The 12,252-nt window shown below is 70.2% G+C and carries 10 protein-coding genes and 1 rRNA gene; 5 read left to right on the top strand and 6 right to left on the bottom strand.

All coding sequences use genetic code 11. The annotated features are described in order from the left end of the window. Window positions 1-176: ribosomal RNA gene (locus tag HNR51_RS16710) — 16S ribosomal RNA — on the bottom strand; the annotation flags it as partial. Window positions 177-963: 787 nt separating this feature from the next. Here HNR51_RS16710 and HNR51_RS16705 point away from each other — a divergent pair. After that, window positions 964-3,063, top strand: a complete 2,100-nt coding sequence (locus HNR51_RS16705; protein WP_012452886.1) for a M23 family metallopeptidase — start codon at window positions 964-966, stop codon at window positions 3,061-3,063. A 30-nt stretch (window positions 3,064-3,093) separates the two neighbouring features. On the opposite strand, the gene HNR51_RS16700 is transcribed toward HNR51_RS16705, so the two are convergent. From HNR51_RS16700 to HNR51_RS16690, 3 genes are all read right to left on the bottom strand, one after another. Continuing rightward, window positions 3,094-3,588 (bottom strand): lysozyme inhibitor LprI family protein, encoded by a 495-nt coding sequence (locus tag HNR51_RS16700; RefSeq protein ID WP_182555665.1) that lies wholly within the window; start codon window positions 3,586-3,588, stop codon window positions 3,094-3,096. 85 nt (window positions 3,589-3,673) lie between these two features. After that, window positions 3,674-4,564, bottom strand: a complete 891-nt coding sequence (gene gluQRS, locus HNR51_RS16695) for a tRNA glutamyl-Q(34) synthetase GluQRS (protein ID WP_182555681.1) — start codon at window positions 4,562-4,564, stop codon at window positions 3,674-3,676. Window positions 4,565-4,611: 47 nt separating this feature from the next. Beyond that, a complete protein-coding gene (locus tag HNR51_RS16690; protein ID WP_182555664.1) occupies window positions 4,612-4,911 on the bottom strand; it encodes a hypothetical protein in 300 nt (99 codons plus the stop codon). 234 nt (window positions 4,912-5,145) lie between these two features. Here HNR51_RS16690 and HNR51_RS16685 point away from each other — a divergent pair, with 234 nt between their 5' ends. Beyond that, window positions 5,146-5,364, top strand: a complete 219-nt coding sequence (locus HNR51_RS16685) for a hypothetical protein (RefSeq protein WP_003605291.1) — start codon at window positions 5,146-5,148, stop codon at window positions 5,362-5,364. 22 nt (window positions 5,365-5,386) lie between these two features. On the opposite strand, the gene htpG is transcribed toward HNR51_RS16685, so the two are convergent. Continuing rightward, window positions 5,387-7,267, bottom strand: a complete 1,881-nt coding sequence (gene htpG, locus HNR51_RS16680) for a molecular chaperone HtpG (RefSeq protein WP_182555663.1) — start codon at window positions 7,265-7,267, stop codon at window positions 5,387-5,389. A 158-nt stretch (window positions 7,268-7,425) separates the two neighbouring features. Further along, window positions 7,426-7,740: a hypothetical protein gene (locus HNR51_RS16675; RefSeq protein WP_182555662.1), complete on the bottom strand. Its 315-nt coding sequence runs from the start codon at window positions 7,738-7,740 to the stop codon at window positions 7,426-7,428. 318 nt (window positions 7,741-8,058) lie between these two features. On the opposite strand from HNR51_RS16675, the gene HNR51_RS16670 reads away from it, so the two are divergent. The 3 genes from HNR51_RS16670 to HNR51_RS16660 all read left to right on the top strand — a co-directional run bounded on the left by HNR51_RS16670 (window position 8,059) and on the right by HNR51_RS16660 (window position 12,236). Beyond that, window positions 8,059-9,654, top strand: coding sequence for a gamma-glutamyltransferase family protein (locus HNR51_RS16670; protein ID WP_182555661.1), 1,596 nt, complete (start codon window positions 8,059-8,061; stop codon window positions 9,652-9,654). An 87-nt stretch (window positions 9,655-9,741) separates the two neighbouring features. Continuing rightward, entirely contained in the window at window positions 9,742-11,379 is a 1,638-nt protein-coding gene (locus HNR51_RS16665; RefSeq protein ID WP_182555660.1) for a dihydroxyacetone kinase subunit DhaK, read from the top strand. A gap of 11 nt (window positions 11,380-11,390) precedes the next feature. Continuing rightward, window positions 11,391-12,236 carry a class I SAM-dependent methyltransferase gene (locus HNR51_RS16660; RefSeq protein ID WP_182555659.1) on the top strand — a complete coding sequence of 282 codons (846 nt, stop codon included), beginning with the start codon at window positions 11,391-11,393 and terminating at the stop codon, window positions 12,234-12,236. Window positions 12,237-12,252 lie beyond the last annotated feature (16 nt).

Raw genomic sequence — 12,252 nt, 5'->3', positions numbered from 1 at the left:
CCATAAGGGCGTATCCGGTATTAGCTCAAGTTTCCCTGAGTTATTCCGAACCGAAGGGCACGTTCCCACGTGTTACTCACCCGTCTGCCACTGACACCCGAAGGTGCCCGTTCGACTTGCATGTGTTAAGCCTGCCGCCAGCGTTCGCTCTGAGCCAGGATCAAACTCTCAAGTTGAAGAGTTGATCTCAGCTGATCACAACATAAACGGAGTGCTCACACCCAACCCCAAGCGTTTCCGCTCCAGGTCGGTGAGCTTTCCGAAACGAAGGTCAGCTTCATCTCTCACGGTTCGATTGCTCGAACCCGCAAGGACATGAACAAGCCGCCCACGTTTCTCTTTCTCGATGATTCACTTGTCAAAGAGCAGCGAGCCGACCCCGAGGAGTCAAACCCTCCACCGAAGACGCGCCGACAGCCCGGTTGCCCGGCCCACACAGCCCACCCTCAGCGATGAAGTCCGCGGCCGGATCGAAGTCCGCCGCCAGCGGTCCGCGGCATCTAGAGCCGGCGAACCGTCCTGTCAACCGCCCCGCGAAAGCGCCACAGCGCCGGAGACGACCAACACCCCGAGACGAGAAGGACAGCGATCGCCCGATCCAGTCACCCGGATCAGCTCCGCTCCACCGACAATCCCGAAGACCGTCGAAGCTCTCGGCCACCCAGTGGTGGACCGCGGCGCCCCGTCGGTGAGGCAGCATTTATGGGGTTGCCGGTCCGGCGTCAACGGCCATCGCGAAAAAAGTTCCGCATCCGATCATGCCAAGATCACGGCCGTGCGACAGCCCCGCCGCGGGCGCACCGGCGGCGGGCCCTGCATCGCCTCAATCTGGACATGCTGGGCTCGGACATCGGTGCAGTTGGCCGCCCTTCGTGCTTCGAAGTCCCGTGTCGCTCGCGATGCGCGAGTCTGGTAGGACGGAGCGGCGAAATCCGGTCCGAAGCGCCGACGCAGAGGAAGTCCGTGACGCGCGAGCGACTGAAGATCGGGGGAACGGCCGCGACGGCGCAGCAGCGCCCGCCGACATTCCCGCGGGGCGTGGAGCCGCCGCTCAACCTCCTGGGCGCGGATGCCCGCCAGATCGACCGCCGCGACGTCAATCTGCGCTGGCTCTGCGCGAGCGCGCTGACCGGCATCACCGGCGTCCTCCTGATGGGCGCGGCGATCCATGTCTCGCTCCAGGGCGAGGGGTCGCTCGCCGCCGTGTCGGACCGCCCCAATCTCGGCCCGCGCCCGCAGACGCAGCTTCCGGCCGTCGAGGAGCCCGGCATCGCCTCCGCACAAAAGGGCGATCGTCTGGTGCGCAACCTCATGATCGCCTCGGCCAAGCAGAGCTTCCGCACCCCGGTGACGGTGCGGCTCGGCGACCGGGAGATCATCAAGGTCCGGCCTTTCGTCCGGATCTCGTCCAACCTTTCGATGACGACCGGCGTGTTCGCCAGCGACATCCCGCGCTTCGATCCGATGAAGTTCGTCTCCGACGAGCCGCAGGAGCGCGCCCCCGATCCCGGAGCGGCGGACGCGCCGGGGGCCGAGGTGACGGTGGTCAAGCGCGACCTTGCCGAGATCGCCGTCGATCCCGGCGCGCCCGCGCTCTCGGACGAGGACGTGACCGCGCAGATCGAGGAGGAGCGCCGTCTCGCAGCCGAGGCCGGACGCCGCACCGCGCTGCCGCTGGCGCCGCAGATCCTGCTCTCGCGCACCCTGCAGCAGGGCTCGGCCTTCACCGGCTTCGGCGACGGCAGCGCCCAGGGAAACGGCAAAGGCAAGCTCGGCGAGGACAACAGCCCGTTCAAGTCGATCGAGGTGCTCGTCGTCCCCGAGAACGTGACGAAACTCGCCAAGGTGGAGTTGCGCCCCGGCGAAGCGCCCCTCGTCGAGGAACGCGACCTCGCGCTCAAGCGCGGCGAGACCCTCGACGGCGCGCTCAAGGCGACGGGGCTCGCGTCCGATCCGGCGATCGCCGGCATCGTGACGGCGCTCGGCGGCCGAGCCAAGGTCACGGCCCTGTCGGAGGGTCAGCAGTTCCGCGTCCAGGTCGCGCCCGGCCCGAAGCCCGGCGACGGGCGGCAGGTGACGCGGGTGGTTCTGTTCGGCGAGAGCGGCGTCCAGGCGATCGCGGCGATCAACGATCACGGCGCCTTCGTGCCGGTCGCCCCACCCGTGGACGAGTCGCGGGGCCGGACCCGGGAACAGGCGCAGACCGAGGCGCCGGACGACGATGAGGAGGACGAGGGCAGCGGTCCGAGGCTCTATCAGAGCCTCTACGAGACCGGCGCGCGCCACGACGTGCCGAGGGCAACGATCGAGGACATCGTCCGGATCTTCAGCTACGACATCGACTTCCAGCGCCGCATCTCGTCGGGCGATGGCATCGACCTGTTCTACACCTACGACGAGGAGGCCGGACCCGGCGCCTCCGATCGGCCGGAACTGCTCTACGCCGCGCTCAATCTCGGGGGCGAGTCGCGCAAGGTCTACCGCTTCCAGTCCCCCGACGACGGCTCGATCGACTATCTCGACGAGCAGGGCCGCTCGCTCAAGAAGTTCCTGATCCGCAAGCCCATCGCCGACGGCATCATGCGCTCGGGCTTCGGCTACCGGCGCCACCCGATCCTCGGCTATGCCAAGCTGCATACCGGCGTCGACTGGGCCAACCCGATCGGCACGCCGATCGTCGCCGCCGGCAACGGCACGGTCATCAAGGCCGAATGGGATTCGGGCTACGGCCGCCGGGTCGAGGTGCAGCACATCAACGGCTACGTCACGACCTACAACCACATGTCCCGCTTCGCCCGCGGGATCAGCGCCGGCACCCGTGTCCGGCAGGGGCAGGTGATCGGCTATGTCGGCTCGACCGGCCTCTCCACCGGCGCGCACCTGCACTACGAGGTGATCATCAACGGCCATTTCGTCGATCCGATGAAGATCCGCGTGCCGCGCGGGCGCGAACTCGACGGGCGCCTGCTCGCGGAGTTCAAGCGCCAGCGCGACCAGACCGAGGCAACGATGCAGAAATCGAAGACCGCCACGGCGATGGCGCAGCGTGACGCGATGCGCTGAGAGGGCTGCGGCAGCCGAGCGCTGCCGCCCTTACCGCGGCTCGAGCGCGTCCCGGATCTCCATCAGATCGAGGGCTCGCAGGGCCGTCTGCTCCATCGAGCATTCCCCTGAGAGCGGACCGCCGATTGTGCCGCCCGGATAGACCCGGCCCGGCCATTCACAGGCCTGGGCGCGAAACTTCAGCCATGTCTGCTGGACGCCCTTGAGGTAGGCCTTGCCGCCCTCGTCGAAGGCCGCCATCGCCTCGCGATAGGTGCGGTTCAAAAGCGTGTCCCAGGCCGTGTTCTCACGATCGAAACAGGCCATCATGCCCATCGTGCTGGAGCCGTCGGGGGTATCCCGGCAGGGGCCCGACACCCGGCCGATGCAGGCCCGCCGGTTGTGGAGCGTCTGCTGACCCGCCAGACAGGTCTCGATCGTCGCCCTGTCCTTCGCCGACAGAGCGGCCTGATCGGCTTCCTGCGCGAGGGCGGGTGCGGCGAGCGCCCAGGCCGACAAAGTCAGGATCGCGCGAAGCGGTCGCATCGTGCCTGGCCCCCATACGGTCGCTCGCCGCACGTCACGGATTCCCGAAGGGACGACACGGCACAAGCCCCGGTGAGACGCAGGATCAACCGAAGGTTCGGAATCCGAGCCCTGCACGCACAACTTCCGCTTTGACGCCACGGGCGCGCAGGTCGGCCAGCGCCTCGGAGCCCTTCGATTTGGCGAGCTTCTCGCCGTCCGCCGTCCGAAGCAACGTGTGGTGGTGATAGGCCGGCGCGGGAAGGTGCAGGAGCCGCTGAAGCAGGGCGTGCAGGTCGGTGGCCGCCTCCAGATCCTGCCCGCGCACGACATGGGTGATCCCCTGCACCGCGTCGTCGCAGACCACCGAGAGATGGTAGCTCGTCGGCACGTCGCGCCGCACGATCACCGCGTCGCCCCAGCGGCCGGGATCGGCAGCGACGGTCTCCAGGGCGCCGTCCTCAGGGGAGAAGCGGCGGATGACGGGAGGCTCGGAAAGGGACCGCAGCGCCGCCGGCATGTCGAGGCGCCAGGTATGCGGCGCGCCTTGCTCGCGGCGAGCCTTCGCTTCCTCGACCGACAGGTGGCGGCAGGTACCGGGATAGAGCGGCGCTCCGTCGGGATCGCGCGGCACCGCCGCGCCGCGCGCCGCGCGGGCCGCGACCTCGTCCGCGATCTGCCCGCGCGAGCAGAAGCAGGGGTAGAGCAAACCGTCCTGCGCCAGCGCCTCGCGCGCGGCGGCATAGTCCGCAAAATGCTCGGACTGGCGGCGGACCGGCGCCTCGAAGCGGAGACCGAGCCAGTCGAGGTCGGCCCGGATGCCCGCCACGAATTCGGGCCGGGTGCGGCCGAGATCGATGTCCTCGATGCGCAGGAGCAGGCGCCCGCCCCATCGTTCGGCGATGCGGGCGTTCAGGAGCGCGGAATAGGCGTGGCCGAGATGCAGGCGGCCGTTCGGGCTCGGCGCGAAACGGAGCACCGGCCCCGATCCCCGCATCGTCGTGTCAGGCGGGCCGGCCATCGTCGCTCGCGGAGCGCGCCCCGTCACGGTTCTCCGGCGGAGCGCAGGCAGGCGACTGGACCGGGCGTGCAGGCGATGCCCGGCAGCGAGCAGGCCACGTCCTCGCCGATGCGGCGGCAGACCTTGCAGCCGTCGCCCCACTCGGTGCAGCTCCGATCCTGCGCCGGGTCCGATGCCGGGCCCTTGGCCGGCGCCCCGTGGTGGCCGACGCGCGGCGCCAGCGCGCCGATCAGGACGGTCGCGGCCACGAGGGCGATCACGCCCCAGGTCACCCGGCGATCGAGGCGGGCGGTCTGCGGGTCGGGCGAGAAATCGGAGGCCATGACGCCGGTGTTGGCGCGGATCGCCGAGGGCTGTCAACGCCGCCGATCCGGGCCGGATCGTGGTCCGGCCGAGGATCCGGCGCTGGAGGCGATCGGGCGTTGCACGCAAGTGCCACAGGCGCTCCGTGCACGTCGTGCGGGAACTTCCGGCACGCTCGTTGCGATGACGCAGACCGGCAGATCAAGAAGCGGCCCTAGGGAGGAGAGACCCACGCCACCACGGAGCCTCCACGCATGCTCTACGGCCTCTATTTCCTGACCTGCATGGTCGCGAACCCCACCCATTGCGTCATGCGGGTTCACCGCTTCAACGAGGATATCGTCACCCCGCAACAATGCCTGTCGGTGGCCCAGCCGCAGATGGCGGCGTGGCAGAACGCCCATGGCGACCGCTGGCGCGTGGCCCGCTTCCGTTGCGGCTCGCCCCCGCGGGATGACGGGACGCGGATCTGATCGTCCGCATCCCGCCCTTCTCTCAAGCCGACTCGGCCGGCTTCGCGACGGTGCCCGCCAGCGCCGCCGCGACCGCGCGGGCGAAGGCCACCGGATCGCGCGGCGTGTCGCCGTCCTGGACGCGGGCGAGGTCGAGCAACGTGCCGGCCTCCGCCTTCAGATCCTCGCCGGCCTCGGCCCGGTCGTTGAGCGACCGGATCAGGGCGTGGCGCGGGTTGATCTCCAGGATCGGCGCGGAGCCGCCGAAGCCGCGGCCGGCCCGGCGCAGCAGACGCTGCATCTGCAGGTCCGGTCCCATGCCGGAAGCGGCGAGCACCACGGCGCTGTCCACGAGACGGTCGGTGACCCGCACGTCGGAGACATCGGGCTCCAGCGCGAGCTTGAGGGCAGCCACGAGCCGGTCGAGCGCGGGTGCATCCTCGGCCGCCTCACCCTCCGGCTTGAGCTTGGCGAGATCGGCCGAGCCCTGGGTGACCGAGCGCAGGGGCTTGTCCTCGAACTTGCTCAGCTGCTCCGGCCAGAACGCATCGACATGGTCGGAGAGCAGCAGCACCTCGACACCGCGGGCGCGGAATCCTTCGAGCTGGGCGGAGTTCTTGAGCGCCTCCACGTCGTCGGCGACGAGGTAGTAGATCGCCTCCTGTTCCGGCTTCATCCGGGACACGTAATCCGGCAGCGAGGTCCAGCCACCTTCCGTCGACGAGCGGAAGCGCAGCAGCGGTGCGATCTCGGCGCGGCGCTCGAAATCCTCGTAGATGCCTTCCTTCAGCACCGAGCCGAAATTCTCGAAGAACTTCTGGTAGTCGTCCGCCTTGTCCGTGTTCTTCGAGCGGTTCGACAGCTCGTTGATGACGCGGGTGGTCACCGCCCGGCGGATCTTCTGCAGCGTCGGCGTCGATTGCAGCATCTCGCGGGAGACGTTGAGCGGCAGGTCGTCTGTATCGACTACGCCGTGGACGAAGCGCAGCCAGTTCGGCAGCAGCTCGGCCTCGTCGGTGATGAACATGCGCCGCACGTGCAGCCGCACCTTGGAGCGGCGGTCGTCCTCCACCGGCATGAACGGCTTCATGCTCGGCACGAACAGGAGGCCGGTGAATTCGAGCGCACCCTCGGCCCGCCAGTGCAGGGTCGCCCAGGGCTCGTCGAAGCCGTGGCTGACGGTGCGGTAGAATTCCTTGTACTGCTCTTCGGTGATCTCGGATTTGGGCTTGCGCCAGAGTGCGGTGCCGCGGTTGGCTGCCTCCTCCTTGCCCTCCGCATCGCGGATGGCGATCGGCACGGCGATGTTGTCGGCCCATTTGCGCACGACGTGGTCGAGCCGGTAGCTCTCCAGATACTCGTCGGCGTCCTCCTTGAGGTGCAGCACGATATCGGTGCCGGCCTGCTCGCGGGAGGCGGGCTCCAGGGTGTAGCTGCCCTTGCCGTCGGAGGCCCAGGTCCAGGTCTCCTCGCCCCCCGCCCGGCGGGAGGTGACGGTGACGCGGTCGGCCACCATGAAGGCGGAGTAGAAGCCGACGCCGAACTGGCCGATCAGGCTCGGGCGCAGATCCTCGCCTTCGCCGCCCTTGGCCTCGCCGAGCGCCTGAGAGAAGGCACGGGTGCCCGAGCGGGCGATGGTGCCGAGGTTCTGCGCCAGATCCTCCTTGCTCATGCCGATGCCGGAATCGGAGATCGTGAGCGTGCGCGCCGCCTTGTCGGGGGCGATCAGCACCCGGGCGTCGGAGGGGAGCGCCAGGGCCTCGTTGGTCAGCGCCTCGAAGCGGCGCCGGTCGGTGGCATCGGCCGCATTGGCCACCAGCTCGCGCAAGAAAATCTCGCGGTCGGAATAGAGCGCGTGGACGACGAGATCCAACAGGCGCCCGACCTCGGCACCGAATTCGTGCCGCTCTACCGTCTCGCTCAAGAGCATGCCTCCGCAAGTTGGAGTGCCGCGCGACGCGACCGCAACGGCGCGGCCGCGTTTTTCGCGAGCGACACTCGGAAAAAGCGGGGGCGATATGCCCATGGCAAGACGGCAATTCAATCGCCGCCTGCGTGTCGCGGCGACGAAAGTGTCGCGTTTCAGGCCGCAAGCGCCGTCGGCGATGCGGGGTTGGCGCCCGGCGCCGTCTCGATGCGCTGATGCACGGTGTCGAAGGCGGTGCGAACCGCCGCCACCGCGTCCTCGACGGCGACCAGCGCGGCGAGTTGCACATTGCCCGGCACGTCGCCGATGCGGCGCGTGGCGAAGACAATGGAATGCTCAAGCCGCAACAATTCCTCCTCGGCGCTGTCACCGGAAAGATGAGCCAGCCGCTGAAGCGCTGCTTCCAGAGCATGGCGCAAGACAAGTGTTCTCACGCGATCCTGAAGGATCGCCCGGTCGTTCTGCTTCATGTGCGGAGATGCCTGCCGATTCGCGAGGGTGATCATGTCACCAGGCCCGCCCGCGCGCAGTTCCATTTCTGCAACATTTGAGAAAAGGCGAAGCGCGGGCGGGAACCTTTTCGAAAGCCGCGAAACGGCGCCGCGTCCACCACCCTCGATATCGCTTTGCGAGCCTTGCCGATTCGTCCGGATCGCGGTGGCGCGGCCGGCGAATGCCGGGTTTGCGCCGGAACCGGGAGCATGGCGGTTGCCCTTCGCGTCGGCGCGTGGTCCTGCTCCTGCTTCGGCCCCGTCTTGTCCGATCTCAGGTTTCGTCAGAGTCCGACCATGCCCGATACGCCCGTCTTCGCCCATGCGGCCGTTGCCGCCCCCCACGCACTGGCCGCCGCGGCCGGGCAGAGCGTGCTGGCGCAGGGCGGCAACGCCCTTGAGGCGATGACCGCCATGGCCGCCGCGATCGCGGTGGTCTACCCGCACATGAACGGCATCGGCGGCGACGGCTTCTGGCTGATCCGCGAGAAGAACGGCCGCGTGCGCGGCATCGAAGCCTGCGGACCGGCCGGCCGGCTCGCCACCCGCGCCCGCTACCGGGAGAAGGGGCTTGAGGCGATCCCCTCCCGCGGCCCCGACGCGGCGGTGACGGTGGCCGGAACGATCGGCGGCTGGCGCCTCGCCCTCGACATGGCCCGCGCCTTCGGCGGCCGCCTCCCCCTCGACGCGATCCTCGCCGACGCGATCCGACACGCCCGCGAGGGCTGCCCGGTCTCGGCCTCGGAGGCGCGCTACGTGCCGAAGGAACTCGACACGCTCCACGACGCGCCGAACTTCGCCGCGACCTACCTGAACGACGGCAAGCCCTACGCGGCGGGCGCGATCCGGGCGCAGCCCAAGCTCGCCGACACCCTGGCCCAGCTCGTTCATGCCGGGCTCGACGACTTCTACCGCGGCGATATCGCCCGCGAGATCGCCGGCGACCTGGAACGTCTCGGCGCACCGGTGACCCGCGCGGATCTCGAAGCCTATGCGGCCAAGGAGCGGGCGCCCCTGACCCTGCGGCGGCGCGACGCCACGCTCTACAACTTCCCGCCGCCCACCCAGGGGATCGCGGCGCTGATCATCCTCGGGCTCTTCGACCGGCTAAACATCGCTGAGCCGGAGAGCACCGCGCATTATCACGGGCTGATCGAGGCGACGAAGCGCGCCTTCGCCATCCGCGACCGCTTTGTCACCGATTTCGACCGCCTCAAGGGCGACCCTGCCGCCTTCCTCGATCCCAGGCGCCTCGATCGCGAGGCGGCGCTGATCGATATGGGCCGCGCTGCAAGCCTTCCGGTCCGATCGGGCGAGGGCGACACCGTCTGGATGGGGGCGATCGACAATGAGGGCATGGCCGTGTCCTTCATCCAGTCGGTCTACTGGGAGTACGGATCCGGCACCGTGCTGCCGGCCACCGGCATCTGCTGGCAGAACCGCGGCATGTCGTTCTCGCTCGATCCGAACGCGGTGAACCCGCTGGAGCCGGGCCGGCGCCCGTTCCACACCCTGATTCCGGCGCTGGCCGCCTTCGACGACGGGCGGGTGATGTCCTACGGCTCCATGGGCGGGGATGGGCAGCCGCAGTTCCAGGCGCAGATCTTCACCCGCTATGCCGATTACGGGATGCCGGTGGCCGACGCGGTCGACGCGCCGCGCCTGCTCTACGGCCGCACCTGGGGCGCCGAGTCGCTCAGCGTGAAGGTCGAGGACCGGTTCGATCCGGGCTGCATCGCGGCGCTCAAGCGGATGGGCCACGACATCGAGGAATTGGGCGGCGCCTATATCGACTCGCTCGGGCATGCCGGCATGCTGGTGCGCTACCCCAAGGACGGGCGGATCGAGGCGACCCACGATCCGCGCTCCGATGGCGGCGCGGCGGGGCTGTGAACGGAGACGCGGCTTGCTCCGCTGGCCGCGGACGGTACGCTTTCTGAAAAGCCTGCTCGGCAAGCGGGCGTATCGGGAGGAGCCGCCTTGGCCCACTTCATCAACGACCGCGCCGGTCTCGTCACCGACGCCATCGACGGACTGATCTCGGGGAGCGGCGGGGCGCTGGCACGGCTCGACGGCTATCCCGAGATCCGCGTCGTGCTGCGGGCCGCGCCGGAGCCGGGCCGGGTCGCCGTCGTCTCCGGCGGCGGCTCGGGGCACGAGCCGGCCCATGCCGGCTTCGTCGGGCCGGGCCTGCTCGCGGCGGCGGTGTGCGGCGACGTGTTCGCCTCGCCCTCCGTCGACGCGGTGCTCGCCGGCATCCTCGCGGTGACGGGCGAGGCCGGTTGCGTCCTCATCGTGAAGAACTATGCCGGCGACCGGCTGAATTTCGGCCTCGCCGCCGAGCGCGCCCGGGCGCTCGGCCGCCGGGTCGAGACCGTGCTCGTTGCCGACGACATCGCCCTGCCGGACGCCGCCCAGCCGCGGGGGCTTGCCGGCACGCTCCTCGTCCACAAGGCCGCGGGCCACGCCGCCGCCTCCGGCGCGCCTCTGGAAGAGGTGGCGGCGCTCGCCCGGCGCACGGCCGGCGCGGTGCGCACCCTCGGCATCGCCGTCTCCACCGCGACCATCCCCGGCGCGAAGCCGGTGCCGCGGCTGTCGGACGGTCAGGCGGAGCTCGGCCTCGGCATCCACGGCGAGCCCGGCATCGAGCGCATCGACCTGCCCCGCGCCGACGCCCTCGCCGCGCGCATGACCGCGCGTTTCCCCGCTCCCATCGCCGGGGCGGAGCGGCTCGCGCTCCTCGTCAACAATCTCGGCTCGACCACGGCCCTGGAGATGCAGGTGCTGACGAAGGCGGTGCTCGCGACCGAACTCGGAGGGCGGGTGCGGCTGCTGCTGGGCCCCTCCCCGGTCATGACTGCCCTCGACATGCACGGCGCCTCCCTCACCTTCCTGGCGCTGGACGAGGCCATCGAGGCGGCGCTCCTCTCCGAGACGCCGGTCGCTGCCTGGCCGCGGGCGCGGATCCTGCACGAGGCGGTCGTCCGGCCGCTGCCGGAGGGGCTGTCCGGCGGGCCGGCGCCGACGCCCTCGCGGGATGCGGTCGTCGCCGGGCGGATCGCGGCGGTCTGCCGGGCCCTGATCGCGGCCGAGGACGCGCTGAACGCCCTCGACGCGCGGGTGGGGGACGGCGACACAGGCTCGACCTTCGCCGAGGGCGCACGTGCCGTGCTGGCCGATCTCGACCGTCTGCCCCAGGCCGAACCTGCCGCGCTCTGCCGCGCTCTGGGCGAGCGCCTCGGGCGCGCCGCGGGCGGGTCGAGCGGCGTGCTGCTCTCGATCTTCTTCGCCGCCGCCGGCTCGGCCCTCGCCGAGGATGCGGACTGGGCGAAAGCCTGCGCCGCCGGGCTGGATCGGGTGCGCGAGGTCGGCGGCGCCGGCCCTGGCAGCCGCACGATGCTCGACGCGGCGATACCCGCGGTCGAGGCGCTGGCGGCCTCCGGCCTCGGCGCTGCGGCGCGGGCGGCCTGGGCGGGCGCCGAGGCGACCGCCGGAATGGAGCGGGCCGGCACCGGCCGATCCAGCTATCTCGCCAGCGGCGACCTCAAGGGCCATCCCGACCCTGGCGCCGTCGCGGTGGCGACGGCCTTCGAGGCGCTGGCCGCGGAATCGAAGTGAGGCGATCGACGATGAGCACCCTGAACAAGGACCAGAGCGACTACTGGAACGGTGAGGTCGGCCAGCGCTGGGCCATTCATCATCGGGCGCTCGACACCGCCTTCGCGTCCTTCACCGAGGCTCTGTTCGACCGCGCCGCGCTCGCACCCGGCACCCGCGTGCTCGATATCGGCTGCGGCGCCGGCGACACCGCCCTGATCGCCGCGCGGCAGGTCGGACGCGACGGCCACGTCACCGCCGCCGACCTGTCCGAGCCGATGCTCGCTGTCGGCCGGGAGCGCGCGGCCCGGGAGGCGCCGGGTGCCGCCGCGATCGAATGGCTCCGGGCCGACGCCCAGGACCACGCCTTCGGCACGCGTTTCGATCACGCCCTCTCCCGCTTCGGCGTGATGTTCTTCGAGGATTCCGTTGCCGCCTTCGCCAACATCCGCCGCTCCCTCGCGCCGGGCGGGCGGCTGACCTTCCTCTGCTGGCGCAGCATGGCGGAGAACGACTGGGTCATGGTCCCGCGGGTGGCGGTCCTCCCGCTCCTGCCCGAGGTCGAGCCGCCGCAGCCCGGTGCACCGGGCCCCTTCCGGTTCGCCGAGCCCGATACGGCTGTGCCCATTTTGGAGGCAGCCGGTTTTCGCGCCATCGATTGTGAGCCCTTGAATCGGGCAATGTGCCTCGGGGACACACCCGAGGCGGCGGCCAGCTTCGCGACGACCCGCGGTCCCATCGCGCGCCTGCTCCGCGAATGCGACGGGGCGGTGCAGGAGGCTGCCTTGAAAAGCATCACCGATCTGTTCGCGGATCAGTTCGGAGGCGGGCCGGTCAGCCTCGGCGCCGCCTGCTGGCTCCTCTCCGCGCGAACCTGAGGTTCGATCCTGGCAC

This window comes from Methylorubrum thiocyanatum (assembly GCA_014138645.1).
Lineage (GTDB): Bacteria > Pseudomonadota > Alphaproteobacteria > Rhizobiales > Beijerinckiaceae > Methylobacterium > Methylobacterium thiocyanatum.
This window is presented reverse-complemented; position numbering and strand designations above follow the sequence as displayed.

Excerpts from the sequence above, each read along its gene's own strand:
- HNR51_RS16700 (WP_182555665.1), bottom strand. The coding sequence starts at position 3,588 with ATGCGACCGCTTCGCGCGATCCTGACTTTGTCGGCCTGGGCGCTCGCC.
- gluQRS (WP_182555681.1), bottom strand. The coding sequence starts at position 4,564 with ATGCGGGGATCGGGGCCGGTGCTCCGTTTCGCGCCGAGCCCGAACGGC.
- HNR51_RS16690 (WP_182555664.1), bottom strand. The coding sequence starts at position 4,911 with ATGGCCTCCGATTTCTCGCCCGACCCGCAGACCGCCCGCCTCGATCGC.
- HNR51_RS16685 (WP_003605291.1), top strand. The coding sequence starts at position 5,146 with ATGCTCTACGGCCTCTATTTCCTGACCTGCATGGTCGCGAACCCCACC.
- HNR51_RS16675 (WP_182555662.1), bottom strand. The coding sequence starts at position 7,740 with ATGAAGCAGAACGACCGGGCGATCCTTCAGGATCGCGTGAGAACACTT.
- HNR51_RS16670 (WP_182555661.1), top strand. The coding sequence starts at position 8,059 with ATGCCCGATACGCCCGTCTTCGCCCATGCGGCCGTTGCCGCCCCCCAC.
- HNR51_RS16660 (WP_182555659.1), top strand. The coding sequence starts at position 11,391 with ATGAGCACCCTGAACAAGGACCAGAGCGACTACTGGAACGGTGAGGTC.